This is a genomic window from Serratia sp. JSRIV002 (assembly GCF_019968725.1).
Taxonomy (GTDB): Bacteria; Pseudomonadota; Gammaproteobacteria; order Enterobacterales; family Enterobacteriaceae; genus Chania; species Chania fonticola_B.
In genome coordinates this window covers 3,683,935-3,707,999 of the sequence record NZ_CP074143.1, presented here as the reverse complement: position 1 = coordinate 3,707,999, position 24,065 = coordinate 3,683,935, and the positions used below count along the sequence as shown (strand labels likewise).

Genomic DNA, 24,065 nt, shown 5'->3' with positions numbered 1-24,065 from the left:
TAAGGATAATCTATGTTCGCACATATTACCCCGTCAACGCCCGATCCTATTATGTCACTGATGGAAGCCTATATGCAGGATGCTAATCCGCAAAAGGTTAACTTGGGTATAGGCCTGTATTACGACCATCAGGGTAATATTCCCTTGATGCAGGCCGTACATATTGCCGAACAGCGTTTACTGGAACAACAGCGGCCACATACTTACCCGCCAATCGAAGGTTCTGCACTGTTTGCCCGCCAGATCCAGACGCTGCTGTTTGGTGAACCGGCGGACCGTATTGCTACGGTACAAAGCGTGGGTGGCTCTGGCGCACTGAAACTGGGTGCCGATTTTATTTATCACTATCTGGCGCGCCGCGAAATCTGGGTTTCCGATCCTACCTGGGCCAACCACTGGGCGATCTTCGAAGGGGCTGGCTTGAAAGTGAATACCTACCCGTATTTTGACGATGCGTCTGGCCAACTGCGTTTGGAAGCCATGCTCGACATGCTTTCCACTTTGCCGGAGGGGGCAGTGGTATTGCTGCATCCGTGCTGCCATAACCCCACCGGCACCGATCTCAGCCCGGCGCAATGGCAAAGGGTGATCGATGTGGTGCAACAGCGTCGGCTACTGCCTTTCTTTGACATCGCGTATCAAGGCTTTGGCGATGGGCTGGACGAAGACTGCTTCGCGCTGCGGGCGATGTTGAAAACCGACGTGGATTTTCTGGTCAGCAACTCCTTTTCCAAGAACGTGGCGCTGTATGGCCAGCGTTTAGGGGGGCTATCGGTGCGCTGCGCTACGGCCGAGGCGGCGGCGAACGTAAAAGGTGCATTGAAGACGCTGATCCGCCGTAGTTATTCCTGCCCACCGACTCACGGTAGCCAGATTGTGGAAACCCTGCTGGCAGACCCGCAGCTATACCAACAGTGGGCCAGTGAGTTGACCACCATGCGTCAACGCATCAAACAGATGCGCGTTGGCCTGGCTGCTGGCCTGGAGCAGGGCGGTACCACGCTGGACTACACCCGCATTCGCGATCAAAAGGGCATGTTCAGCTACACCGGGTTGAATGAACGCCAGCTCGGTCAACTGCGGCAGCAATATTCCATTTATCTGGTGGCGCCCGGCAGGATGTGTCTGCCTGGCCTGAACCAGCAAAACCTGGACTATGTGACCGCCGCCATCCTTGACGTTACCCGTACCGCATAGAAAAGGTGAGCAACCATGAAAGATGCGAAACGTTTTGACGCTATCGCCCAGCGGCAGGATGGGCTGAAAAAGCACCTGACCGCCGGGCAGATGTCGATGCTGGCGATCGGTGGGGCCATTGGTACCGGCCTGTTTCTGGGGAGTGCTTACGCGATCCAGATGGCTGGGCCAAGCGTATTGCTGAGCTATTTCATCGGCGGGGTGATTGCGCTGCTGCTGATGGGATGCCTGGCGGAAATGACCTCCGAGCACCCAACCCCAGGATCGTTCGGCGATTATGCAGAGTTCTATCTCAGCCCGCTGTTTGGCTTTCTGGTGCGCTATTCCTATTGGTCTTGCGTGGTGTTGGCGGTGGGCACCGAGGTGACCGCCATCGGCATGTATATGCAGTTCTGGTTCCCAGGTACGCCGATCTGGCCGTGGGTGCTGTTGTTCTCGGCGGCGGTGATCGTCGTCAACGTGGTTGGGGTCAAGTCTTTTGGCCAGGTGGAGTACGCCCTCTCTACCGTCAAGGTGGTGGCCATTTCAGCGTTTATCATGATTGGCATCGGCATCCTGGCGTTTTCCGCTAACCCGACCTTCGGCATCCGTAACTTCACCGACAACGGTGGCTTCTTCCCGTTCGGGGTGAAAGGCATGTGGTTTGCGGTGATCGTATCGATATTCAGCTATCTGAGTATTGAGATGATCGCGGTTGCCGCAGGGGAAGCGAAAAACCCGGTGGTTGCCGTGAAAAGCGCGTTTAAAGGCACCATTCTGCGGCTGTTTATCTTCTATATGATGTCGATAGCGCTGATGCTGGCCATCGTACCGTGGCGGCAGTCTGGCACTGGTGAAAGCCCGTTCCTGGTGGCGATGAACGTGATCCATCTGCCTGCCGCCGCCGGGATCTTTAACTTTGTGGTACTGATTGCTGCACTGTCTGCCATGAACAGCCAGCTGTATATCACCACCCGCATGATGTTTTCACTGTCCCGTGCCGGGCAGGCTCCGGCGGCGCTGGGGCGGCTTAGCAAACGGGGGATTCCGGTCAATGCGTTGGCGCTCTCCTGCGTGGGGATTATTGTCTCTATCGTGCTGAGTATTGCCGCCCCAGAGCAATCGTTCGCGGTGATGATGTCGATCTCGGTGTACGGTGCCTGTTTCACCTGGCTGATGATCTTTGTTACCCACCTGTTCTTCCGCCGCCAGCATACGCAGACGCACCTCAAGTTCCGCATGTGGGGTTATCCTTACTTTACCTTGGCGGGGGCGCTCCTGATGGCTGGCTTGATGATAACCACGTTGTTCACGGACTTCTTTAGAATGACGCTGTGGTTTGGCATTCCCTTCACCGCGCTGCTAGTCGCCATCTATTTTTACAGTCGACGAGGGCAGGCATCGGTTGCAGCTGAAGCACCGGTACAGAGTTTGGAGTAATGTTGACCGGGCTGCGGCCCGGCCAAGCACTAAAGCTGGCTTTTGGGGATGATGTGGTCGCCGAAGTTCAGACGTTGGCGGCCTGGCTCTGGTTCAGAGAGAGGGGCCACTTCTTTCAGGCTGTTTTTGCAGCGTAAGACTAACTCCTGATACTGGAGTGTGCCAGTGCGTTTCCAGGCTAATTCCTGTTCGGTCAGTTCGCGGATCACCCTTGCCGGGCTGCCAATCACCAGTTGGTTGGCGCCAATCTCCGCGGCGGCCTTGACGAAGGAACCCGCGCCGACGATGGAGTTCTCACCAATGACCGCACCGTCCATGATGACGGCATTCATGCCAATCATCGCGTTACGGCGCACGCGGCAGCCGTGCAATATGGCGCTGTGGCCGATATGCCCATCTTGTTCCACTACCGTGTCCTGCAGCGGGAAGCCGTGCATCACGCAGTTATCCTGCACGTTGGCACCGTCTTCGACCACAATGCGCCCAAAGTCGCCGCGCAGGCTGGCATTGGGGCCGATGTAGACGCCTTTGCCGATAATCACGTCGCCAATCAGGACCGCAGTGGGGTGAACATAGCTGCTGGGATCGACCACCGGCGTCAAGCCGTCAATCTGATACACGGGCATAGCGCAAACTCCTCAAAATGTAGTGGGATCGCGCGGCAGTCCGCCAAAGCGGCGATAGTAACCGGCACTGGGTGCAGGTAAGGTGCCGATGGAGGTTTCTGCCAAAGCGCTGACATATTCCGTCGCGGCGCGATCCACTCGCTGATAGATATTGATGCACAGGTTGCGGGCGATTTGGCCCTCCCATTGAGCGGGTAACAGGGCATCTGGCAGCAGAGGATCTTTCAACACCACGCGGCGGAAAAAGTGGATTAATAATAGCTTAATCTGAAAGCATCGCAGGGGCGTCAGTACCTGCTCATCGGCTTCGCGCAGCAGGGCCATCAACGGGCGGAAGGAGACGATAAACTCATGGTAGTAACCGGCTACCTCGCTCAACGACCAGCAGTTGGCGACCATTTGGCGCAGCGTCTGTTCGGAACGGTTATAGGGATAGTCGGCACGGAAGTAGATCACCTGTTCACTGGCGTTGAGCTCGCCGAGCAGGGCGGCGACGTCGGTTTGCGCATGAGTGGGGGCGGCCATCAGGTTATTGGCGATCTGGCCAAAGCCCAGCCAGCCCAGCTCTTTTTTCAGCCGTGCACGCTCGGTTTTTCCCGCACTTTCCAACAGCAGTAGCTCCCACTTGCCGTCCCACTGTGGCTGTTCGCTGAGGTAGATTTTGGATTCGGCATGGCGAAACTGGCGCATACCCTGTTCGGTAACGCGGTAATAGCTGCGCCGCCCGATCTTCTCTACGTCCAGCCAACCCTCTTTTTGCAAACGAAATACCGAGGTACGCACGAAACGATCGCCGAAGCCCAGGGCTTCCAGCAGTGCGCTCAAGCTGCCCAGCCACACCTCACCACCGCGATGGCTCAGCGCATCACCGTAGAGTGAGATGATCAGCGAGGTGCCGCTGATCGGTTGGGCACTTAACGCATGGCGGATAAAGTCGTCCAGTTTATGTTCCATATTTTTCCCTGGGTAAGCCTTTGCTGAGACACGACATTAGCATAAACGACAAAGGCTTGCCCCTCACCCCAACCCTCTCCCACAGGGAGAGGGAGCTGATAGCCCCTGCTCGTTTGGAAGTAAAGTGATAATCTCAGCAAACTCGTTCGGTCCCTCCCACACAGGGAGAGGGAGCTGATAGCCCCTGCTCGTTTGGAAGTAAAACGATAATCTCAGCAAACTAGGGCTTCTCTTCATCTCATCCAAGGTGAATCACTCTAATTTCAAACACACTCGATCGGTCCCCTATCTAAGGTGAGTCACTCTAATTTCAAGCGCACTCGATCGGTCCCCTCTCCTTTGGGAGAGATACCGTCTTGTCGGCTATCCGGCAAGCGGTATTTCCGCATTAAATGTCTTTCCTGATTTCACCACACCATAGGCCAGTTGCAGCAACTTTCGCATCGCCGCACACACTCTTTCTTTGCCCGACTTCCCACGCAACTTTAGCCTTTCTGTTAAGTCTTTAACCACAACATTGTATTGGCCTGCCACTACCGCGGGCATGTATAACGCACTTCGCAGCTCACCGTGCCCCACTTTCGATAACCGGCTTTTCCCTTTAAACATCCCCGACTCACATCGCTGTGGATTCAGTCCTGCGTACGCTACCAGGGCCTTGCTGCTGGTGAACCGACGCAGGTTTCCTGCGAAGGCCAGCAGGCTGGAGCTCAGCATCTCTCCCACTCCAGGGATACTTTTTAGCAACTCGCTGTCCCGTTTCAGGTCAGGGTTATCATCGATGTGCTGACTGATTTTCTTTTTCGTTTCTCGTATCAGTTCATCCAACGTGGCGATGTGCTCATTGAGTGAAGGGACGATGACTGCTTCGGCCACCTCCAGGCGATTTTCTTCCATCTGACGCATCTCTTCCAGGTTCTTAAGATGCCTGACCAACGCGGTCAACTGGCGCTCGCTCAACGGGGCTGGGAACCACGGGGCAGGCTGATGCAGTGCGCAGTAGCGGGCTATCATCGCTGCATCGCTTTTGTCCGTTTTGTTCCGGGCCAGTTCTGTATTGCCGAAGGAATGGATACACGCCGGGTTCATCAGACTGACGTGGTAGTTGTTGTCTGCCAGATAAGTGGCCAGTTCCGTGCTGTAGCTCCCGGTGGCTTCCATACAGACATGACAGTCGCCAAAGCGGCTCAACCAGGCTGCGAACTCGCGGCATCCAGAAGGGGTATTGGCAAACTTTTTGGTTTTATACTTCTGATTGTCCAGCAGTACGGCGACATCAAATTTGTGTTTAGCGATATCAACGCCGACAGGGGTTCTACGCATTATGGCACTCCATAACCATGTCTGAAATTTATCGCCGGACCATCCTTATATGTAGGTGCTCATAGGCACAGGATACCGTTCGGTCTACAAGGCGACAGGGAAATAGACAGCCGGGGCACAATCTCTCCCACGGGCTCATAGGCACTAGGGTTAGGGGGAGCTCACCGGCTATCTCCCGATGATCAGTCGGGGATCTTCTCCGCTAAGGCGGAGAAGATCAAGACATAAGGGTTAGGGTGAGGGGAAAAATCACCTTGGTCGCAGATCGATCACCCGCTGGGCCTTGCCTTCCGAGCGAGGAATATCGCCACAGTTGGCAATGCTGACGTCGGTGCTGACCCCGACTATCGATTTGATATGGTGACGCAGTTGGTGGCAGATATCGCAACGCTGCTGGTGGCTGAGCGTAAGCGCCGACTCTTTCAGTTCCACCCGTACCGCCAAGGTATCCAGATGCCCGGCACGGCTCACCTGCAGTTGATAATGCGGCGACAGATGCTCGAACTGCATAATCTGTTCTTCGACCTGTGAAGGGAACACGTTCACGCCGCGAATGATCAGCATATCGTCGGAACGGCCGGTGATTTTGCCCATCCGGCGCATGTTGCGGGCATCCCCTGGCATTAGGTGGGTGAGGTCGCGCGTACGATAGCGGATCACCGGTAGCGCCTCTTTGGTCAGCGTGGTGAAAACCAGTTCGCCATGCTCGCCGTCAGTCTGTATCGCACCCGTCTCCGGGTTGATGATCTCTGGCAGGAAGTGGTCTTCCCAGATGGTCGGGCCGCCGCCGCTTTCGGCACACTCCATCGCCACGCCTGGCCCCATCACTTCGGAAAGGCCGTAGATATCCAGCGCCTTGATCCCCATGCGTGACTCGATCTCATGGCGTAGAGATTCTGTCCAGGGTTCTGCACCAAACACGCCCAAACGCAGGGAGCAGTTGCGTGCATCGCCGCCCATTTTGCGTTCCAACTCGTCGATCAGCGTCAGGCAGTAGGACGGAGTCACCATGATCACGTCGGGTTTGAAATCCAGGATCAGCTGCACCTGCTTCTCCGTCTGGCCGCCGGACATCGGGATCACCGTCGCACCCAGGCGTTCTGCGCCATAGTGCGCACCCAGCCCGCCGGTAAACAGGCCGTAACCGTAGGCAACGTGGATTTTGTCTTTGGCCGTGGCTCCGGCAGAGCGCAGGCAGCGGGCGACAATATCGGCCCAGTTATCGATATCCCGCTGGGTATAACCGACTACCGTCGGGCGGCCTGTGGTACCAGATGAAGCATGAATGCGTACCACCTGTTCCATCGGCACGGCAAAGGTGTCGAAAGGATAGTTGTCACGCAGATCCTGCTTGGTGGTGTAGGGGAACAACGCCAGATCGCTCAGTTGCTTCAGATCGCTCGGGTGAACGCCGGCCTGATTGAACTTGCGCTGATACATAGGTACGTTGTTGTAGGCATGGTGCAGGGTCCATTGCAGGCGTTCCAGTTGTAATGCTTCGATTTCGTCGCGTGAAGCAAATTCAATCGCGTCGATGGGCCGTGGATTTGTAGTCATCTTTTTAGCCTCGCAGGTGTTAGACACGCTCAATAATCATGGCAATGCCCTGACCGACGCCAATGCACATGGTGCACAGTGCGTAGCGGCCAGCGCGACGTTCCAGCTCAAACAGGGCGGCCAGCGCCAGGCGAGCACCGCTCATGCCCAATGGATGGCCAAGCGCGATGGCCCCCCCGTTGGGATTGACCCGTTCGGCATCATCCGGCAGACCAAGCTGGCGCAATACCGCCAACGCCTGTGCGGCGAATGCTTCGTTAAGTTCAATGACGTCCATCTGAGCCAGGCTTAATCCGGCAATTTCCAGGACTTTGCGGGTCGCGGGCAGCGGGCCGATCCCCATCAATCGTGGCTCCACGCCGCAGGTGGCGGTGGCGACAATGCGTGCCCGTGGCGTCAGACCTTGCTGCAAGGCCATGGCTTCGGAAGCGACAATCAGCGCCGCCGCACCGTCGTTGACGCCAGAGGCATTGCCAGCCGTGATACAGCCCGGCTGACGGAACGGCGTTTTCAGTTTCTGTAACTGCTCCAACGTGGTTTCTGCACGCGGATGTTCGTCTTCGCTGAACTGAGTAATGGCCCCTTTTTTGCCGCTGAGGCTCATCGGGATAATTTCCTGTGCCAGGATCCCCCGCTGTTGTGCCAGAGCGGTGCGCTGCTGGCTGCGCAGGGCAAAGGCATCCTGATCGGCACGGCTGATGCCAAACTGTGCCGCGACGTTTTCGGCGGTTTCCGGCATGGAGTCGGTACCGAAAGCTTCATGCATCAGTGGGTTAACAAACCGCCAGCCGATAGTGGTGTCAAACAGCTGTGCCTGGCGGCTGAACGCGCTGTCTGCCTTACCCATTACCAGCGGGGCACGGGTCATGGATTCGGCTCCTCCGGCCAGGACCAGGCTGGCCTCTCCGGCCTTGATGCTGCGGGCCGCCATCGCCAACGCATCCAACCCTGAGCCGCATAGCCGGTTGATGGTGGTACCGGAAACGTTTTGCGGCAGCCCGGCCAGCAGCGCCGCCATACGGGCCAGATTACGGTTGTCTTCCCCGGCCTGATTGGCGCAGCCGAGGATCACGTCATCCACCCGCGACCAATCCACATTAGGGTGGCGCTCTAGCAGAGCACGCAGCGGTAGGGCAGCTAAATCGTCAGCCCGCACGTTTGCCAGTGCGCCGCCGTAACGGCCAATCGGCGTGCGGACGCCGTCGCAAATAAAGGCCTGGTTCATGGCTGCTCTCCCAAAATGCTGTGGCCCAACCGATGGGCGCGGCCACGGAACCAGGCGACGGTTTTCCCCAGTTGGTTAACGATCTCAACGTCGTATAATCCGGTGGTTTTACCCTGATGGCGCACTTCCGCGCATGCGGTTAGACGATCGCCTGCCAGTGCAGGGCGGATAAAATCGATGGTGCAGCCAGAAGCGACCGCCGCCAGCCCCTGACTGTTGCAGGCATAAGCAAAGGCGGTATCTGCCAGGCTGAACAGTTGGCCACCGTGACAGGTCTGGTGGCCATTGAGCATCTGTGGGCCGACGGTCATGCTGACTTTGGCCATGCCGGCATCCACGGCATCGATGCGCATATCCATTGCCTGTGCGCAGGTATCTTGGCTAAACATCTGTTCGGCGCAACGCTGGGCCAGCGCGCGGGGAGTGTTGGCATTCATCAGCATTTGGCTCCTGAATAATGGGAGGCATAACGGCGCAGCAGCGGCATTGGGCGATAGCGGGGTTCCGCGTAATAACGTTGCAGGTTTTCCAGCGTGGTGAGAATTTGTTGCCAGCCGAGCTTGCTGCCCCAAGCCAACGGACCTTGCGGGTAGTTGACGCCAAACCGCATGGCATCGTCGGTATCGGCGGCATTGGCCACGCCTTTATTCACCACGTCCAGGGCTTCATTAGCCAGCATGGCGACGGTGCGCATCACCAGCAGGCCCGGATAATCAGGCAGGTGGATCACCTGTTTACCCAGCGATTGCAGCAGGCGGATGACCTTGGCCGTGTGCGGCACCGCGTTCTGCTCGGCGCTGCTGATGGCGATAACGGGGGCGTGCTGATAGTTGACGGACAGGTCGAACAGAACCACGGGCGATCCGATTTCTTCGGCGACTTGGCTTGCCGTTTTACCATTTGTTAACATAAATGTAACTTCATCGACCCGGGCAAACGGACTGGTCTGGCCAGAATGTTTGATCGCCGCCGCATTTCCCGTCAGCAACTGTGCAAACTCACCGATGGCCGACCAGTCGCCGTGCAACGTGACGGAATGAGGCAAGTCAGCCGTTACCGCCGAAGCAAAAGTTGCTGACGGTACGGCCTGCTCACTGCCATAGCGGTAGAAACCCCGGCCACTCTTGCGGCCCAAATGCCCGGCAGCCACCAGTTCCTGTTGCACCAGCGAAGGAGTAAAACGGCTGTCCTGATAGAAAGCGTGATAGACCGACTCGGTGACGGCATAGTTGACGTCTTGACCGATAAGGTCGGTTAGTTGCAATGGTCCCATGGCGAAACCACCGGCATCACGCAGTACGGCGTCAAGGGTGGCCGGATCGGCAATCTGTTCTTCCAGCGCGCGCAGGGTTTCGCCGTAGAAAGGTCGGGCTACGCGGTTGACGATAAAGCCTGGCGTAGAACGGCACACGACGCTGTGTTTACCCCAATGCTGAGCCAAGACTTGCAGGCAGCTCAGCGTTTCCGGGCTGGTTTCCAGCCCTCCGACGATCTCCACCAGTTTCATTAGCGGAGCCGGGTTGAAGAAGTGCAGGCCCGCCATGCGCTGCGGGTGCTGAAGCGCGCTAGCGATGGCGGTAATAGAGAGTGAAGAGGTATTGCTGGCAAACAGCGTATCGGTGGAGCATATCGCCTCCAGATCGCGAAACAGGCTCTGTTTGATCGCCAGCTTTTCCGCCACCGCTTCGATCACCAGGCTGCAGTCGGCCAGATCGCTCAACGAGCCAGTCAACTGAATATGTCCCAGCAGGGTTTCGGTGCTGTGGGCATCGGCTTTACCTGCCTCGACCCGTTTGCGTAGGCGTTGCTCGAGCTGTTCCAGCGCGCGGGAGGCGGCGGGCAGGGCGATATCGAACAGCTTGACCTGATGCCCTGCCGCAGCGGCTACCTGGGCAATACCGATCCCCATGGTTCCAGCACCAATCACGGCCACCGTTGCGGAGGTGGCTAGGGTATTTATCGCCATCTTCTCTCTCATGGCTATTTCCCGCTGAAGTTCGGTGAACGTTTGGCGAAGAAGGCGCTGACGCCTTCGCGATAGTCTTCACTACGGCCACCCAGGCGCTGTAAATCGCGCTCTAAATCGAGCTGCTGGTCGAGCGTATTGCTGGCCGAGCTGTACATGGCTTTTTTAATCAGCCCCAGGCCGTAGGTAGGTTGGGTAGCAAGCTGTTTGGCCATGCTCTGGGTGTGGTCGGCCAGCTCGGCGGCAGCCACGACCTGCCAGATCATTCCCCACTCCAGCGCCTGCTGAGCGCTGATTTTGTCCCCCAGCAGCGCCATACCCATGGCTCGCGCATGCCCGGCCAGGCGGGGTAGATACCAACTGCCGCCGGAGTCTGGCACCAGGCCCAGTTTGCAGAAGGATTGGATGAAGTTGGCGTTGTCGGCGGCCACCACGATGTCGCAGGCCATTGCCAGCGCGGCACCCGCTCCGGCAGCAACGCCGTTAACCGCGCAGACGATCGGCTTGGGTAGCGCGCTCAGGCGGCGGATCAGCGGGTTGTAAAAACGTTCTACGGACAGCCCAAGATCCGGAGGAGCCTGATCCACACTGACGTTACGATCGTTCAGATCCTGCCCGGCGCAGAAGCCACGCCCGGCACCGGTGATCAGCACGCAACGCACGCTGTCATCGCGTTCGGCTACGGTCAGCGCCTCGCTGAGCTGGTGGTGCATTTCATCGTTAAAGCTGTTGAGCCGGTCGGGGCGGTTCAGGGTAATGGTCAACACCCCGGCTTCGATGTGGCTAAGAATGAATGCGTTTTCCATAAATCAGCGCCCTTGATAGTTCGGTGTACGTTTTTCGAAGAAGGCGGCAATGCCTTCCCGGCGATCTTCGGTGGCGGCCAGGGTGACAAACTGCTGGCGTTCCATCTGCAAGCCTTGGCTGAGGCCAGTTTCCTGCGCCTGTTTTAGCGCCTGTTTGGCCGCGCGCAGCGCCAGCGGCGCCTGTTGGCTGATGCGTTGGGCCAGTTGTTGAGTACGCTCCAGCGTTAATGCGTCGACGCAAACCTCGCTCACCAGCCCGGCTTGCAGTGCGCAGCGGGCGTCTATGGCTTCACCGGTCAGCACCATTTGATAGGCGCGGGACTTGCCCACGCTGCGGATCAGGCGTTGAGTACCACCGGCTCCGGGTATCAGGCCTAAAGTGATTTCCGGCAGGCCGAAGCGAGCGCTTTCGCCGCAAATCGTAATGTCGCAGGACAGAGCCAGCTCACAGCCAGCACCGAGCGCGTAACCGTTGACCGCCGCCAGCAAGGGTTTGCTGAACTGGGCCAAGCGCTGCCATAGCAAAGGGCGGTGATCGAGCTGGGTGGCGGCGACATCCTGTTGCTGCAATTCGCGCAGATCGGCACCGGCGGCGAAGAACCGGGCGGCACCGGCGATCACCACGGCACCGACGTCGGTATCGCTATCGGCCTGTTCCAGTTGATAAACCAACTGCTCCAGGCAGACGGTGCTCAAGGCGTTGCGGGCATCGGGGCGGTGCAGCGTCAGTGTGACCACGCGTTGCTGCTGTTCGCGCAGGATCCAAGGGGTTTCCATCGTCGGCTCCTAAACGTCAAAGTCCAGCACCACGCCTTCACCGCGTGGCCAGGACTGGCAGCTCAAGACATAACCTGCCGCCAACTGATCCGGCTCCAGGCTGTAGTTGATCGCCATATCCACCTCACCGGCCTTCAGCTTGCATTTGCAGGTGGCGCAGACGCCGCCTTTACAGGCATAGGGCAAATCGGCTCCTTGGCGCAATGCGGCATCCAGAATGCTGTCATCCTCGCTGCCGACGTCGATTTTGAGGCTGCGGCCGTCGAGCCGGATCTCTACCTGGGTAGCGTTGCGGCTACCTGCATTGGCAGGCCGGGCGACGATGCCGCTGGTGTTGAAACGCTCGCTGTGAATACGCTCGGCAGGCATACCGGCCAGCTCCAGCACGGTGTGCGCGTCGTCCATCATCGCTTCCGGGCCGCAGATAAAGGCGTGGTCGAACTCGTTGAAGTCCACCAGCGTGTTACCCAGCGCGGTCAGGTGGTCACGGTCGATGCGGCCACTGAGCAGTGGGCTGTCGAGATTTTCCTGGCTAAAGAGATACAGCGGCTGGAAGCGCTGTGGATAACGGTTTTTCAGATCCGAGAGGGCTTCTTTAAACATCACCGAGCGGCTGGTACGGTTGCCGTAGATCAGCGTGAACTGGCTGTTGGGTTCCAATTGCAACGTCGCCTTGATGATCGACAGCATCGGTGTGATGCCAGAACCGGCGGCGATCGCCAGATAGTTGCCCTGGGTTTGTGCCTGCGGCTGGTAACCAAAACGGCCTTGCGGCAGCATCACTTCCAACTCATCGCCCACCTGCAAACTTTGGTTGATAAACGAAGAGAAGCGCCCCTGATGGATCGCCTTGATGCCGATTTGCAATACGCCATCCTGCGGTGCGCTACAGATGGAGTAGCAGCGGCGCAGCTCTTCACCATTGACCCGCGCTTTGAGCGTGAGGTGCTGGCCGGGGGTATAGCCGTAATGGGATTTCAGTTCATCCGGGACGCGCAGCGTGATGGCTACGGCGTCCGGGGTTTCGCGCTCGATGGCTGCGACATTCAGGCGATGAAAGACCGTCATGGTTTTCAGTACTCCTAAATACATTTGAAATAGTCGAACGGTTCCCGACATTCGCAGCAGCGGTAAAGCGCTTTGCAGGCGGTGGAACCGAACTCGCTGATCTTTTCCGTGTGCTCGCTGCCGCAACGGGGGCACTGCACCGGGCCGTCGGCTAAAGGCTTCTCACAGGTTTGCCCCTGCGGTGGTGCCACGCCGTATTCACGCAGGCGCTGGCGAGCATCCGCATTCATCCAGTCGGTGGTCCAGGCCGGGCTGAGGCTGATGGTGATCTTCACCGGGCTGAAACCCGCCTCGTTCAGCGTCTGTTCAATGGCGTTGAGCAGGAACTCGGTCGCCGGGCAGCCGGAATAGGTTGGGGTAAAGGTGATGTGCCAGCCTGCACCATCGCGCTCTACGTCACGTACCATGCCCAGATCGGTAATGGACAGTACCGGCAGTTCGGGATCGCTGATCTGCTGTAAGCAGTGCCAGATCTGCGGGATCTCGGCCGGTTGCAGTCGGGTGATATTCATCATTGCTTCTACCAGCTACAGTTCGGGTAAGCGCGTGGCAGAAACTGCATCTCTGCCAACATTGGGCCGAGGTGTTCAGTGTGCCGCCCTTGCTTGCCGCCGTGGCGAAATGCCTGCTCGGTGGGCAGCGCGAGCGTGGCCTGTTGCAGCGTATCGTTCACCATCGCCTGCCACGGTGCCTGCAATTGGCGTGGATCGACGGCAATACCCCGTTCGGCCAATTGCAGCTCAATCTCGTCGGCGTGGAACAGCTCGGCGGTGAAGCGCCACAGATCGTTTAATGACTGCTGGATCTTCTGGTGGCTGATTTCACTGCCGTCACCCAGGCGGATCATCCAGCCGTGGCTGAAACGCAGGTGATAATCCGCTTCCTTCAGCGATTTGGCGGCGATGGCGGCCAGTTGGCCGTCTTTGCTGCGGCTCAATTCCCGGTGCAGCAGCACGTGGTAGGTATCGAGCAAGAACTGGCGTACCAGCGTGTCGTTAAAGCCGCCGTTGGGCTGTTCTGCCAACAGCAGGTTGTGGAATTCACGTTCGTCGCGGCCGAAGGCCAGGCTGTCTTCGCTGTGCTGCGGGCCGGAAAGCTCGGCGGCATAGGCCAGAAAATTGCGCGCCTGGCCCAGCAGATCGAGGCCAATATTGGCCAGTGCCAGGTCGATCTCCAGCTCAGGAGCATGACCACACCAAGCGCACAGGCGCTGTGCCAGAATGAGCGGTGTATCGCCCAAGCGCAGGGCATAGCTGATTGTTGCTGCGTTACTCATCGTCATGGCCTGCCTCTACATGTTCTTGATGCCGTCGGGGATGGTGTAGAACGTGGGATGACGGTAGATTTTGTCGTCGGAAGGATCGAAGAATGCCGCCCGATCCTCCGCTTGAGAGGCGATCAGATGGCAGGATTGCACCACCCAGATCGAACAGCCCTCACTGCGTCGGGTGTAGGCATCGCGGGCGTTTTCCAGCGCCATCTGATCGTCTGCAGCATGCAGGCTGCCCACGTGGCGATGGGCCAAACCCTGCTTGCTGCGGATAAACACTTCATACAACGGCCATTCGGCGTGAGTCATTTTTCTCTCCTCGATTAAGCTGCATTTGCCGCGCGTTTGCTGGCATGTGCCATGGCACCATCCCGTACCCAACTGCCTTCGTCCCAGGCTTTACGCTTGGCTTGCAGGCGTTCGTGGTTGCACTGCCCACGCCCCTGGATCACGTCGTGCAGCTCTGCCCAGTCGATCTCGCCAAAGCGGTAATGTCCGCTGGCTTCATCCCATGCCAAATCGGCATCGGGGGCGGTCATGCCCAGGGCTTCCAGTTGCGGTACGGTGTTGTCGATAAACTTCTGCCGCAGCTCGTCATTGCTGTGGCGTTTGATTTTCCAGGCCATGCTCTGTGCGCTGTGGGGGGAATCGCTATCGTTGGGGCCAAACATCATCAGCGCTGGCCACCAGAAGCGGTTGATGGCGTCCTGTAACATGGCCTTTTGCGCTTCGCTGCCCTGGGCCATCACCATCACGGCTTCATAGCCTTGACGCTGGTGGAAGCTCTCTTCTTTACAGATTTTCACCATCGCCCTGGCATAGGGGCCGTAAGAGGCACGGCACAGAGCTACCTGATTGACGATGGCGGCACCGTCGACCAGCCAGCCGATCACGCCAATGTCAGCCCAGTTCAGCGTTGGATAGTTGAAGATCGAGGAGTACTTCATCTGACCGGCGAGCATCTTTTGGTAGATATCCTGGCGGGTGCAGCCGAGGGTTTCCGCCGCGCTGTACAGATAAAGACCGTGCCCGGCCTCATCCTGGACTTTCGCCAGTAACACCGCTTTGCGCCGTAGGGAAGGGGCGCGGGTCAGCCAATTGGCTTCAGGCAACATGCCGACCACTTCGGAATGCGCATGTTGGCCGATTTGCCGGATCAGGTTGCGGCGATAGGCATCCGGCATCCAGTCTTTGGCTTCGATGGAGATATCGGCGGCGATCTTGTCGTCAAAGTGCTGCTGAAATTGTGCGTCAGTTGTCATACTTGCCTCTTGGTGATTCATGTTTTTCACATTAAAACCAAAAATGTGAATCACTTTAACTAACCGTAAAGTTACAAGTTGATAACGGCAAGATCAAATGCAAATACTGTGATTTTGCGATGGCTATCACAATGTATTTTGTTATTTTGTTGATTTTAATGATTATTTGTTTTTCTGGGTTATCGATCAAGTTGGCGTTAACGCACCGGTTTGATGATTTTGTTTTGCTTTTGTTAAATTTTAACCTGGCGCAGAGTGGAAAATATGTGATACATCATTAATCTTGGTGGTGTCTATTTATGAATTCCGGAGGAGCAAATGCAGCAGTTAACCAGTTACCTTTCTGGCGCTTGGGTGTACGGCCAGGGGCAATCCCGCCAGATCCAGCATGCCGTGACCGGCGAGCCTTTGTATCAGGTCTGCTCCGACGGGCTGCCGTTGGCCGCCAGCCTGAGCTATGCCCGCAAGCTGGGCGGCACGGCGCTGGCAAAGATGACGTTTCAGCAGCGCGCCCAGATGATGAAAGCGGTGGCTAAACACCTGCTGGCTAATAAAAAAGCGCTGTATCAGATCTCCTATCAAACCGGCGCCACGCGCAATGACAGCTGGGTTGATATCGAAGGTGGTATCGCCACGCTGTTCTCCTATGCGGGATTGGCAGGGCGCGAATTGCCGGACGATACGCTGTGGCCGGAAGATGAACTGATCCCACTTTCCAAGCAATCGCAGTTTGCCGCACGCCATGTGCTGACCTCTCGCCCTGGCGTTGCGCTGCATATCAACGCCTTCAACTTCCCTTGCTGGGGAATGTTGGAGAAGCTGGCACCTACCTGGCTGGCGGGGATGCCGGCCATCATCAAACCCGCCACCGCTTCGGCACAGCTAACACAGGCGATGGTGAAGCTGATTATCGACAGCGGGCTGGTGCCGGAAGGAGCTTTGCAACTGATCTGCGGCGGCGTGGGCGATATGTTCGATCACCTCGATTATCAGGATGCGGTGACCTTTACCGGCTCGGCGCAAACCGGGCAGAAGCTACGTTCCCACCCGCGCCTGCTGGAAAAATCCATCGCCTTTACCATGGAAGCCGACTCGTTAAACTGCTGCGTGTTAGGGGAGGACGTGACGCCAGAGATGCCGGAGTTTGCGCTGTTTATCAAAGAGGTCAGCCGCGAAATGACCAGCAAGGCGGGGCAAAAGTGTACTGCTATCCGGCGCATTATCGTTCCGGCGGCCCGCATTGCCGAGGTACAGCAAGCGCTGTTGCAGCGGCTGGCGGGCGTAAAAATTGGCGACCCAGTGTTGGAGCAAGTGCGGATGGGGGCGTTGGTCAATCAGGAACAGCGCGATGACGTGCAGCAAAAGGTGGAATTCCTGCTGCGCAATGGCTGTGAGCCACTCTGTGGCGCTACGCTGGATAAATTGGAGGTGGTGGGCGATGGCGCGCAATCAGGCGCATTTTATCCGATCACCCTGCTGTACTGCGCCGATCCGTTCCGCCATCAGGCCGTACATGGCACCGAGGCGTTTGGCCCGGTGGCGACGCTGATGCCTTATCAAACTACCGAACAGGCCATTGAGTTGGCGTTGCTGGGGCAAGGTAGCCTGGCCGGATCGTTGGTGACGGCTGATGCGGAGCTGGCGTCACAGTTTATTCGAGCAACCGCCTGCGCACACGGCCGTATGTTGGTGCTGGATCGCCACGCGGCTACTGAATCGACCGGCCACGGCTCACCATTGCCTTTGCTGGTACACGGCGGGCCTGGGCGAGCAGGCGGTGGGGAAGAGCTTGGTGGGCTGCGGGCGGTAAAACACTATATGCAGCGCACGGCAATCCAGGGCAGCCCGTCGATGCTGGCGGCCATCAGCCGTGAATGGGTTCGGGGTGCCGACGTGGTGGAGGAGCAGGTACACCCGTTCCGCAAATACTTTGAGCAGTTGCAGATTGGCGAAAGCTTGCTGACTGCCCGCCGTACCATTACCGAAGCCGATCTTGTCAACTTTGCCTGCCTGAGCGGCGATCATTTCTACGCGCATATGGACAAGATCGGTGCGGCGGAATCACTGTTTGGTGAGCGAGTGGCCCACGGTTACTTTGTGGTGTCTGCCGCCGCCGGGCTGTTTGTCGATCCGGGCGTCGGGCCGGTGATTGCCAACTACGGCATGGAAAACCTGCGTTTTATCGAACCGGTGAAGATTGGCGACACCATTCAGGTGCGGTTGACCTGTAAAAAGAAAATCCGCAAGCCGCAAAAAACCACCGAGGATCGTCCGCATGGCGTGGTGGTCTGGGATGTACAAGTGCTCAACCAGCATCAGCAGGCCGTGGCGCTGTATAGCATTCTGACGCTAGTGGCGCGCCAGGAAGGGGATTTCAACAAGGTGCACTAAGGCTGGATCGTCGGGGGCATCATGTTAAGATGCCCCATAATTTGCTGAAATGATCTACACATGACTATTCAACAGCTTACCCTCAATGGTTTTCGTTCCATCCGTAATGTGCAGCTTACTCTTGGCCGTGTAAATGTGATCAGTGGCCCAAACGGATGTGGTAAATCCAACCTGTATAAAGCCGTGCGATTAATCCATGAAGCAGCCAGTGGGCGGCTTTCGCTCGCCTTGGCAGAAGAGGGTGGCATTCAAAATGCGATGTGGGCGGGTGGAGCACGCTTGGGCGATAAACGCGGCGATCCCAAACGGATGATCCTGTCGGCCACCCTGGAGGATTTTGATTATGAAATCCAGCTTGGCTTTCCCCCTCCCGATAATAGTTCTGAGCCAAGCCTGTTTACGCTGGATCCACTGGTCAAGCAGGAGTCGCTGTGGCTGAGTGGGCATCGGCGCCGTAATTCGATGCGTCTGTTGGAACGCGTTAATCAAACCGCATTTCTCACCAATATTCAGGGGGAAAGGGCGGCTTACGCCGGAGTGTTATATGCGGAAGAATCGGTATTTGGTCAGTTGTCCGATCCGCATCTCTACCCCGAGTTATCACAGGCCAGGGAAATTCTGCGGCAATGGCGTTTTTACCATGAGTTTGCGGTTTGGCCGGGTTCACCGCTGCGTGTCCCACAGGTTGGTATTCGTGCCCCGGTGCTGGCGCACGATGGTAGTAATCTGGCGGCGGCATTCAGAACCATCATCGAGATTGGCAATGGTAATTTATTGTGCGGCATTCTGCGGCGGGCTTTCCCTGATTCTGAGTTTGAGGTGCAGGCACCGCAGGGGCGTTTTGAACTGTTGATGCATCGAGAGGGGATCCTGCGGCCGCTTGAAGCGGCAGAACTCTCCGACGGTACGCTGCGCTTTCTGTGTCTGGCGGTGGCTATGCTCAGCCCAAGACCTCCGGCCTTTATGGCATTGAACGAGCCGGAGAACAGTTTACACCCAGATCTGTTGCCCGCGTTGGCACAACTGATTGCTGAAGCCAGCCGTTACAGTCAGCTGTGGGTGACCAGCCATTCTCCGTTACTGGCGGATTTGATTGCCGAGCATTGTGCCGTAACGCATTACCAGCTCACTCAACAGCAGGGGGAAACCATCGTTGCGCAGCAAGCCTGAGCCTAGAGGCTGCAAACCCGGTTCTTACCGCTTTTCTTCGCCGTATACAGGGCGTTATCCGCCAGGTTGACCAAGCTCAGCGGCGTATCGTTATACGGATGCGGGACTTTAGCACTGGCACCGATGCTGGCGGTGATCATCCCCAGGGGGCTGCCTGTGTGGGCGATCTTTAACTGCCGGATGCCCTCCAGAACCCGTTCGGCAAAGGCGATTGCGCCTTGAAGATCGGTATCCGGCAGAATAATCGCCAGCTCCTCACCACCGTAACGCGCCATCAGATCGCCAGGGCGGTTGACCATGCTTTTCAGCATGCGCCCCAACTGTTGCAAACACTGATCCCCAGCCACGTGGCCGTAGATATCGTTAAACTGTTTAAAATAATCAATATCCAGCATCAATAGGGCTACGCTGCGATCGTTACGCGCCGCCCGCGTCATTTCGTTTTTTAGCGCGATATCAAACTGGCGGCGGTTGGCAAGGCCAGTCAAGCCATCTAACAAGGCCAGTTCTTCCAGCGTGTGGTTCATCAGCGTCAGTTGATCACGGGTGCGCACCAGCTCGACTTCGGTCTGTACGCTCTGGTTAATCTGACGTATCAGCACCAACCCCAGGGCCAACAGTATGGACAGCAGGACTCCTCCACCGAGTGCAAAAAGTGACGCATCGTTGCGCCAGTCGGCCAGAACGTCTTTTTTCGACAGCCCGGCGGTGATCACCAGTGGATAGCGTTCCACCCGCGAATAACCATATATCCGTTCAACATTGTCGAATTGTGAGAGCATGGTGACGTTGCCAAAGGACGAATGCGGCAGAACTTCGCGGAAGAAAATGCTGTGGGAGATGTTTTTCCCGATGGCATTCTCATTGTAAGGGCGGCGGTACAAAACGGAGCCGTCAGCCAGTATCAGGCTGAGTGAGGCATCGTTGTTAAGGGCAAAGGTGTTGTAAAACTGGCGGAAATAATCGACATACAGCGTCGAAATGACCACGCCGGCAAAGCTGCCGTCCGCAAGGTTCAGGCGGCGCGATACCGGGATAACCAAATCGCCGGTCGAGCGACTGCGGATCACCTCGCCGATATAAATCATATTATTGTTGTGGGTGAGGTGGTATTTAAAGTAGGCCCGGTCAGCATTATTGGCATGGCTGAGGGGTTTACCGTTGGACGTCAGGATCCAGTTGCCCTGAGCATCATAGATAAAACTGCCATGCAGTTGCGGAAAGTTACTGGCCTGAGTCTGCATGATTTTTTGCAGGCGTAAACGCTGGGGTTGGCCTAAGCCATCGGTTTCAATGCGTTCGCCAAGATCGACCAGGTTACTGTCTACCTGCGCAAAGGTATCTTCGGCATGTTGCGCCAGCGATCTGGCCAGATTCTGCGAGTCATTTTCGGCAATCTGCAGATTGCGTTGATGAGCGTTCCAGATTTGCCAGGCATTGAACATGATTAAGGTGAGCACGACGATAATCACAAACACGCCAGCCTGATAGAGTAACGGCGAGTTTTTGTTTTTCCCGGATAATGGTTGTTTTTGGGGCGGGAGCTGGGGTGCTAGCATAGCATTCCTGTCATGGAATCAGTTAGGTACGGGGATTGCGAACAATCTTAACCCTTCTATTTCCATCTTGCATGTTCCGTTATATTTCCGGGATATGTTCAGCATAAATTGGTATCGGGGGGGGCGCATGGCAGCATTATCTGACGCTATGATGCAGGTTTTACTGATACTGGCGGTATATTACCCGTTTACGCTTCTGGCGCTGGCCGGATTGATGATTATCGCCTACCAGCGGCGCAAAGCACCTTTCTGGCGGTTGGCTCTGGTATTGTTGCTGGTGTTGTTTGTCTTGTTCTCACTGGTGGCTGCTAGCTGGCATCGTTAGCGTTGGGCAGTGCCTATCCTCACAGCCAGGCACTGCACCGTGCGATTACTCGACGTTGACCATCCAGTTGACACCGAACTTATCGGTCAGCATGCCAAAGCCCTTGGCCCAGAAGGTCGGTTGGAAAGGCATGGTGATGGTGCCACCTTGGGCTAGCCGGTTAAATACCTCGCCACCTTGCTCGACGCTCTCACTGCGGATCGACAGTGAATACCCTTTATGTGTCTGCCCGCTTGAGTCGGCCGGGCATCCATCCGATGCCATAATGACGTTATCCCCGATCACCAGCCTGGCATGCATAATCGAGTCAGGGTCGGCATTGGACGGCCCATTTTGCTGCTCCTCTGCCGGGATATCTTTGTAACGCATCATGATTTCTATATTGCCGTTTAGCTGCTGGGCATAAAAATTCACCGCTTGCTCACAGTCACCGGCAAAAAACAGATAGGGTTGAATCAGCATGGCTCCTCCTGTTTCTTTCACATAAACAACAGCGCAGCGGAACCATCCCACACGGCGGCCAAGGTATAAACCAAAACCAAAAACAGCATGAAAGGGGGGTTGCTCATGGCGCTATCCTCGGTCGAAGTTCGGTTGAGCATCATTGAGTATAGCTGATTATCGCCACTCAATATGACAGCTGGATGAAAATTGCACAAATTACACGCAGTGATTTTCAGACTGCAAGAGGTAGGTAACTCGCTGATTTTTGACTATAGTAGTAAGGTACAGAGACGTAAATACTGTCAGCGGGTGGTCGCTGGCGGACAACGTCTTGATAATGGCATTGCCAGCAAGTTCGGGCAACGGGTTAATGAGGGAGAGTAAAAATGGGTATCATTTCCTGGATCGTTTTTGGGTTAATCGCCGGTATTTTGGCCAAGTGGATCATGCCGGGTAAAGACGGCGGCGGCTTCATCATGACCGTGATCCTGGGTGTGGTGGGTGCGGTTGTCGGCGGCTATATCAGTACCTTCTTCGGTATGGGCCGGGTTGATGGCTTTAACCTAGGCAGCTTTGTGGTTGCTGTTATCGGTGCCCTGGTGGTGCTTTTTGTCTACAGAAAGATCAGAAGCTAAGCCGGGTTCGATCAACTGGGGTCGCTGCGGCGGCCCTTTTTCTTTTAAATACGATGAACGTACAGCGTTTGAGAAGGGGATAGCGATGGGATTACTGGATGGGTTAGTCGGAGCATTGAGCGGTGGCAAAGGAATGGATTACAGCGCCATCTTGCAGTGGGTTGAACAGCAAGGTGGCCTGCCGGCTATCCTGGACAAATTCCGCCAGGGAAATTTGGCGGACGTGGTCGCCTCCTGGATCGGCACGGGTGAAAATCAGCCAATCAGCGGTGAACACGTTGAGCAGGCGTTAAGTACCGATGCCATTGCACAACTGGCAGGCAAATTGGGGATCGATCCGGCACAGGCTTCTGCTCTGATTGCCCAGTATTTGCCGATGATCACCGATAAACTGTCACCCAATGGCCAGGAGCCACAGGGCGGCGATCTGATGAGCGCCGGGATGGATTTGCTGAAAGGTAAACTGTTCGGCTGATATGGGACTGCGACGGCACCACGGTCAATTGAGGGACACAGCCTAGCCCTCCGGTTTATGGCCGGAGGGTTGCCATTACAGCGTCAGCATAATTTTACCGATATGCGCACTAGACTCCATCAGGGCATGGGCCTGTGCGGCTTGCTGTAACGGGAAAGTCTGGAAAATCTGCGGCTTTAACTCCCCGCGTTCCAGCAACGGCCACACTTTCAGCTCCAGTTCGGCAGCGATCTGGGCTTTATCTTCCACACTGCGCGGCCGCAGCGTTGAGCCGGTATGGGTCAGGCGCTTAAGCAGCAGTGGCATCAGGTTCAGTTCCTTCACTATGCCGTTTTGCGTGCCGATTTGTACGATACGCCCGTCCATTGCGGCGGCACGGTAGTTCTTCTCCACGTAATCCCCCGCGATCAGATCGACGATGACATCGGCTCCTTTGCCGTTGGTGGCGGTTTTGGTCAGCTCGACAAAATCTTCAGTGCGGTAGTTGATGGCGACGTCGGCACCTAATGCCAGGCTGGCCTCACGCTTTTCTTCAGAACCAACGGTAGTGATGACATAGGCGCAGAACGCTTTGGCCAACAGGGTGGCAACCGTGCCAATGCCAGACGTGCCACCGTGGATCAGCACGGTTTCCCCGGCCCGAAGATGACCACGTTGAAATACGTTGACCCAAACGGTGAAGAAGGTTTCCGGCATGGCGGCCGCTTCAATCATGCTGAGGCCTTTCGGGACCGGCAGCGCATTGCTTTCATGCACCTTGCAGTATTCGGCATAGCCTCCACCGGCGATCAGAGCACATACTGCATCACCAGGGGCATAGCGTTGTACCCCAACGCCAACGGCTACCACCGTGCCAGCAATTTCCAACCCTGGAATGTCCGAGGCGCCCGGAGGTGGCGCATATTGCCCACGACGCTGCAGAACATCCGGGCGGTTGACGCCGGCGGCAGCGACTTTCACCAGTATTTCACCCTGGCCCAATACCGGTAACGGGCGCTCCGCACTCACCAGAACCTCTGGTTCGCCCGGCTGGCTGATTTCGATGACCTTCATTTTTTCAGGTAGTTGTGCGTTGGCTGACATGCCGTTCTCCTTGATCAATCTGCGTATTCGGGGTATTCCCGGCTGGATTATCTTATAGGGATAACAGAGTTGGCATGTGTGCGAAAGGGCGGTTTTGTCTAGACAAGCAGAAATACCGCCGCAGAGGGGCAGTGGATCAGTCGTTTGGTGGGATACGAAAACCTTTCAGCGAGACGATAAAGTGCTTTTTGCCTTTGGAAATCTTGGCACCCTGATCGCACCACAGGCTGGCGAGCTGGAAAAAATCGTCGCTGTCAATGTCATAGGCCAGCTCAATCTTTTTCGCCGATCCTGAACGGATCAGCGTCTCTGCCTGCTGGTGATTAATGGCTTTTAAGGTGTTCATAGGCGAAATCCTTGGTGTTAACCCGGAGCGGATAATCGCTAGCCATCATATGGCTGGATTGTGACATTTTTGTGATGGAAATATGACGCTGGGCCGTTTTGCGGCTTGGCGCCCGTTTTCTCATGATCCTGTCATGGGTTAAATTTGGTGGCAAGGAGGTTCAGATTTAGTATGAGCGCAAACCTTT

Annotated in this window: 25 protein-coding genes; 7 read left to right on the top strand and 18 right to left on the bottom strand. The window is 56.7% G+C overall.

All coding sequences use genetic code 11. The features are described 5' to 3' along the window. Positions 1-12: 12 nt before the first annotated feature. Entirely contained in the window at positions 13-1,197 is a 1,185-nt protein-coding gene (locus KGP26_RS17440) for an amino acid aminotransferase (RefSeq protein ID WP_021805759.1), read from the top strand. A 15-nt stretch (positions 1,198-1,212) separates the two neighbouring features. Continuing rightward, the gene (locus tag KGP26_RS17435; protein ID WP_021180879.1) at positions 1,213-2,616 is read left to right on the top strand and encodes an amino acid permease; all 1,404 of its coding nucleotides are present in this window, start codon (positions 1,213-1,215) and stop codon (positions 2,614-2,616) included. Between the two features lie 29 nt (positions 2,617-2,645). On the opposite strand, the gene paaY is transcribed toward KGP26_RS17435, so the two are convergent. From paaY to paaA, 14 genes are all read right to left on the bottom strand, one after another. Next, positions 2,646-3,242: a phenylacetic acid degradation protein PaaY gene (gene paaY, locus KGP26_RS17430; RefSeq protein WP_021805758.1), complete on the bottom strand. Its 597-nt coding sequence runs from the start codon at positions 3,240-3,242 to the stop codon at positions 2,646-2,648. Between the two features lie 12 nt (positions 3,243-3,254). Then, complete coding sequence (paaX, locus tag KGP26_RS17425) at positions 3,255-4,196, bottom strand: phenylacetic acid degradation operon negative regulatory protein PaaX (protein ID WP_021805757.1); 942 nt, start codon at positions 4,194-4,196, stop codon at positions 3,255-3,257. Positions 4,197-4,559: 363 nt separating this feature from the next. Next, a complete protein-coding gene (locus KGP26_RS17420; RefSeq protein ID WP_059199085.1) occupies positions 4,560-5,519 on the bottom strand; it encodes an IS110 family transposase in 960 nt (319 codons plus the stop codon). A 249-nt stretch (positions 5,520-5,768) separates the two neighbouring features. Beyond that, positions 5,769-7,076 carry a phenylacetate--CoA ligase PaaK gene (gene paaK / locus KGP26_RS17415; protein ID WP_021180882.1) on the bottom strand — a complete coding sequence of 436 codons (1,308 nt, stop codon included), beginning with the start codon at positions 7,074-7,076 and terminating at the stop codon, positions 5,769-5,771. Between the two features lie 19 nt (positions 7,077-7,095). Continuing rightward, complete coding sequence (gene pcaF, locus KGP26_RS17410) at positions 7,096-8,301, bottom strand: 3-oxoadipyl-CoA thiolase (protein ID WP_223664325.1); 1,206 nt, start codon at positions 8,299-8,301, stop codon at positions 7,096-7,098. Next, positions 8,298-8,738 (bottom strand): hydroxyphenylacetyl-CoA thioesterase PaaI, encoded by a 441-nt coding sequence (paaI, locus tag KGP26_RS17405; protein ID WP_024485592.1) that lies wholly within the window; start codon positions 8,736-8,738, stop codon positions 8,298-8,300. The genes pcaF and paaI overlap by 4 nt, the downstream gene beginning before the upstream one ends. After that, complete coding sequence (locus tag KGP26_RS17400; protein WP_209529013.1) at positions 8,738-10,267, bottom strand: 3-hydroxyacyl-CoA dehydrogenase; 1,530 nt, start codon at positions 10,265-10,267, stop codon at positions 8,738-8,740. Before KGP26_RS17400 ends, paaI begins: the two co-directional genes overlap by 1 nt. Before the next feature lie 14 nt (positions 10,268-10,281). Beyond that, positions 10,282-11,073 carry a 2-(1,2-epoxy-1,2-dihydrophenyl)acetyl-CoA isomerase PaaG gene (gene paaG / locus KGP26_RS17395; protein WP_115158102.1) on the bottom strand — a complete coding sequence of 264 codons (792 nt, stop codon included), beginning with the start codon at positions 11,071-11,073 and terminating at the stop codon, positions 10,282-10,284. A 3-nt stretch (positions 11,074-11,076) separates the two neighbouring features. Beyond that, a complete protein-coding gene (gene paaF / locus KGP26_RS17390) occupies positions 11,077-11,850 on the bottom strand; it encodes a 2,3-dehydroadipyl-CoA hydratase PaaF (RefSeq protein ID WP_223664324.1) in 774 nt (257 codons plus the stop codon). 9 nt (positions 11,851-11,859) lie between these two features. Continuing rightward, on the bottom strand, positions 11,860-12,918 hold the full coding sequence (paaE, locus tag KGP26_RS17385; protein ID WP_021180888.1) for a 1,2-phenylacetyl-CoA epoxidase subunit PaaE: 1,059 nt from the start codon (positions 12,916-12,918) through the stop codon (positions 11,860-11,862). 14 nt (positions 12,919-12,932) lie between these two features. Then, positions 12,933-13,430 (bottom strand): 1,2-phenylacetyl-CoA epoxidase subunit PaaD, encoded by a 498-nt coding sequence (gene paaD / locus KGP26_RS17380; protein ID WP_059202055.1) that lies wholly within the window; start codon positions 13,428-13,430, stop codon positions 12,933-12,935. An 8-nt stretch (positions 13,431-13,438) separates the two neighbouring features. Continuing rightward, positions 13,439-14,200, bottom strand: a complete 762-nt coding sequence (paaC, locus tag KGP26_RS17375; RefSeq protein ID WP_059201131.1) for a 1,2-phenylacetyl-CoA epoxidase subunit PaaC — start codon at positions 14,198-14,200, stop codon at positions 13,439-13,441. A 9-nt stretch (positions 14,201-14,209) separates the two neighbouring features. Then, positions 14,210-14,497: a 1,2-phenylacetyl-CoA epoxidase subunit PaaB gene (gene paaB, locus KGP26_RS17370; RefSeq protein ID WP_021180891.1), complete on the bottom strand. Its 288-nt coding sequence runs from the start codon at positions 14,495-14,497 to the stop codon at positions 14,210-14,212. 14 nt (positions 14,498-14,511) lie between these two features. After that, the gene (paaA, locus tag KGP26_RS17365; protein ID WP_021180892.1) at positions 14,512-15,450 is read right to left on the bottom strand and encodes a 1,2-phenylacetyl-CoA epoxidase subunit PaaA; all 939 of its coding nucleotides are present in this window, start codon (positions 15,448-15,450) and stop codon (positions 14,512-14,514) included. A gap of 318 nt (positions 15,451-15,768) precedes the next feature. Here paaA and paaZ point away from each other — a divergent pair, with 318 nt between their 5' ends. Beyond that, positions 15,769-17,841, top strand: coding sequence for a phenylacetic acid degradation bifunctional protein PaaZ (gene paaZ, locus KGP26_RS17360; RefSeq protein ID WP_223664323.1), 2,073 nt, complete (start codon positions 15,769-15,771; stop codon positions 17,839-17,841). A 60-nt stretch (positions 17,842-17,901) separates the two neighbouring features. Continuing rightward, positions 17,902-19,011, top strand: a complete 1,110-nt coding sequence (locus KGP26_RS17355) for an AAA family ATPase (RefSeq protein ID WP_179252787.1) — start codon at positions 17,902-17,904, stop codon at positions 19,009-19,011. A 2-nt stretch (positions 19,012-19,013) separates the two neighbouring features. Here the strand turns inward: KGP26_RS17355 and KGP26_RS17350 are convergent, their stop codons facing one another. Beyond that, positions 19,014-20,570: a GGDEF domain-containing protein gene (locus KGP26_RS17350; protein ID WP_094983077.1), complete on the bottom strand. Its 1,557-nt coding sequence runs from the start codon at positions 20,568-20,570 to the stop codon at positions 19,014-19,016. Between the two features lie 127 nt (positions 20,571-20,697). Here KGP26_RS17350 and KGP26_RS17345 point away from each other — a divergent pair, with 127 nt between their 5' ends. Further along, positions 20,698-20,895, top strand: a complete 198-nt coding sequence (locus tag KGP26_RS17345) for a hypothetical protein (RefSeq protein WP_021805744.1) — start codon at positions 20,698-20,700, stop codon at positions 20,893-20,895. Between the two features lie 45 nt (positions 20,896-20,940). On the opposite strand, the gene KGP26_RS17340 is transcribed toward KGP26_RS17345, so the two are convergent. Beyond that, positions 20,941-21,357, bottom strand: coding sequence for a VOC family protein (locus tag KGP26_RS17340; protein ID WP_223664321.1), 417 nt, complete (start codon positions 21,355-21,357; stop codon positions 20,941-20,943). A gap of 368 nt (positions 21,358-21,725) precedes the next feature. On the opposite strand from KGP26_RS17340, the gene KGP26_RS17335 reads away from it, so the two are divergent. After that, positions 21,726-21,974 (top strand): GlsB/YeaQ/YmgE family stress response membrane protein, encoded by a 249-nt coding sequence (locus KGP26_RS17335; protein ID WP_021805741.1) that lies wholly within the window; start codon positions 21,726-21,728, stop codon positions 21,972-21,974. Positions 21,975-22,059: 85 nt separating this feature from the next. After that, positions 22,060-22,449 (top strand): YidB family protein, encoded by a 390-nt coding sequence (locus tag KGP26_RS17330; protein WP_021180899.1) that lies wholly within the window; start codon positions 22,060-22,062, stop codon positions 22,447-22,449. A 75-nt stretch (positions 22,450-22,524) separates the two neighbouring features. On the opposite strand, the gene KGP26_RS17325 is transcribed toward KGP26_RS17330, so the two are convergent. Together KGP26_RS17325 and KGP26_RS17320 are read right to left on the bottom strand one after the other, a co-directional pair. Next, complete coding sequence (locus KGP26_RS17325; RefSeq protein WP_223664319.1) at positions 22,525-23,532, bottom strand: NAD(P)H-quinone oxidoreductase; 1,008 nt, start codon at positions 23,530-23,532, stop codon at positions 22,525-22,527. 136 nt (positions 23,533-23,668) lie between these two features. Then, complete coding sequence (locus tag KGP26_RS17320; protein ID WP_223664317.1) at positions 23,669-23,878, bottom strand: hypothetical protein; 210 nt, start codon at positions 23,876-23,878, stop codon at positions 23,669-23,671. Positions 23,879-24,065 lie beyond the last annotated feature (187 nt).

Excerpts from the sequence above, each read along its gene's own strand:
- KGP26_RS17440 (WP_021805759.1), top strand. The coding sequence starts at position 13 with ATGTTCGCACATATTACCCCGTCAACGCCCGATCCTATTATGTCACTG.
- KGP26_RS17435 (WP_021180879.1), top strand. The coding sequence starts at position 1,213 with ATGAAAGATGCGAAACGTTTTGACGCTATCGCCCAGCGGCAGGATGGG.
- paaY (WP_021805758.1), bottom strand. The coding sequence starts at position 3,242 with ATGCCCGTGTATCAGATTGACGGCTTGACGCCGGTGGTCGATCCCAGC.
- paaX (WP_021805757.1), bottom strand. The coding sequence starts at position 4,196 with ATGGAACATAAACTGGACGACTTTATCCGCCATGCGTTAAGTGCCCAA.
- KGP26_RS17420 (WP_059199085.1), bottom strand. The coding sequence starts at position 5,519 with ATGCGTAGAACCCCTGTCGGCGTTGATATCGCTAAACACAAATTTGAT.
- paaK (WP_021180882.1), bottom strand. The coding sequence starts at position 7,076 with ATGACTACAAATCCACGGCCCATCGACGCGATTGAATTTGCTTCACGC.
- pcaF (WP_223664325.1), bottom strand. The coding sequence starts at position 8,301 with ATGAACCAGGCCTTTATTTGCGACGGCGTCCGCACGCCGATTGGCCGT.
- paaI (WP_024485592.1), bottom strand. The coding sequence starts at position 8,738 with ATGAATGCCAACACTCCCCGCGCGCTGGCCCAGCGTTGCGCCGAACAG.
- KGP26_RS17400 (WP_209529013.1), bottom strand. The coding sequence starts at position 10,267 with ATGGCGATAAATACCCTAGCCACCTCCGCAACGGTGGCCGTGATTGGT.
- paaG (WP_115158102.1), bottom strand. The coding sequence starts at position 11,073 with ATGGAAAACGCATTCATTCTTAGCCACATCGAAGCCGGGGTGTTGACC.
- paaF (WP_223664324.1), bottom strand. The coding sequence starts at position 11,850 with ATGGAAACCCCTTGGATCCTGCGCGAACAGCAGCAACGCGTGGTCACA.
- paaE (WP_021180888.1), bottom strand. The coding sequence starts at position 12,918 with ATGACGGTCTTTCATCGCCTGAATGTCGCAGCCATCGAGCGCGAAACC.
- paaD (WP_059202055.1), bottom strand. The coding sequence starts at position 13,430 with ATGAATATCACCCGACTGCAACCGGCCGAGATCCCGCAGATCTGGCAC.
- paaC (WP_059201131.1), bottom strand. The coding sequence starts at position 14,200 with ATGACGATGAGTAACGCAGCAACAATCAGCTATGCCCTGCGCTTGGGC.
- paaB (WP_021180891.1), bottom strand. The coding sequence starts at position 14,497 with ATGACTCACGCCGAATGGCCGTTGTATGAAGTGTTTATCCGCAGCAAG.
- paaA (WP_021180892.1), bottom strand. The coding sequence starts at position 15,450 with ATGACAACTGACGCACAATTTCAGCAGCACTTTGACGACAAGATCGCC.
- paaZ (WP_223664323.1), top strand. The coding sequence starts at position 15,769 with ATGCAGCAGTTAACCAGTTACCTTTCTGGCGCTTGGGTGTACGGCCAG.
- KGP26_RS17355 (WP_179252787.1), top strand. The coding sequence starts at position 17,902 with ATGACTATTCAACAGCTTACCCTCAATGGTTTTCGTTCCATCCGTAAT.
- KGP26_RS17350 (WP_094983077.1), bottom strand. The coding sequence starts at position 20,570 with ATGCTAGCACCCCAGCTCCCGCCCCAAAAACAACCATTATCCGGGAAA.
- KGP26_RS17345 (WP_021805744.1), top strand. The coding sequence starts at position 20,698 with ATGGCAGCATTATCTGACGCTATGATGCAGGTTTTACTGATACTGGCG.
- KGP26_RS17340 (WP_223664321.1), bottom strand. The coding sequence starts at position 21,357 with ATGCTGATTCAACCCTATCTGTTTTTTGCCGGTGACTGTGAGCAAGCG.
- KGP26_RS17335 (WP_021805741.1), top strand. The coding sequence starts at position 21,726 with ATGGGTATCATTTCCTGGATCGTTTTTGGGTTAATCGCCGGTATTTTG.
- KGP26_RS17330 (WP_021180899.1), top strand. The coding sequence starts at position 22,060 with ATGGGATTACTGGATGGGTTAGTCGGAGCATTGAGCGGTGGCAAAGGA.
- KGP26_RS17325 (WP_223664319.1), bottom strand. The coding sequence starts at position 23,532 with ATGTCAGCCAACGCACAACTACCTGAAAAAATGAAGGTCATCGAAATC.
- KGP26_RS17320 (WP_223664317.1), bottom strand. The coding sequence starts at position 23,878 with ATGAACACCTTAAAAGCCATTAATCACCAGCAGGCAGAGACGCTGATC.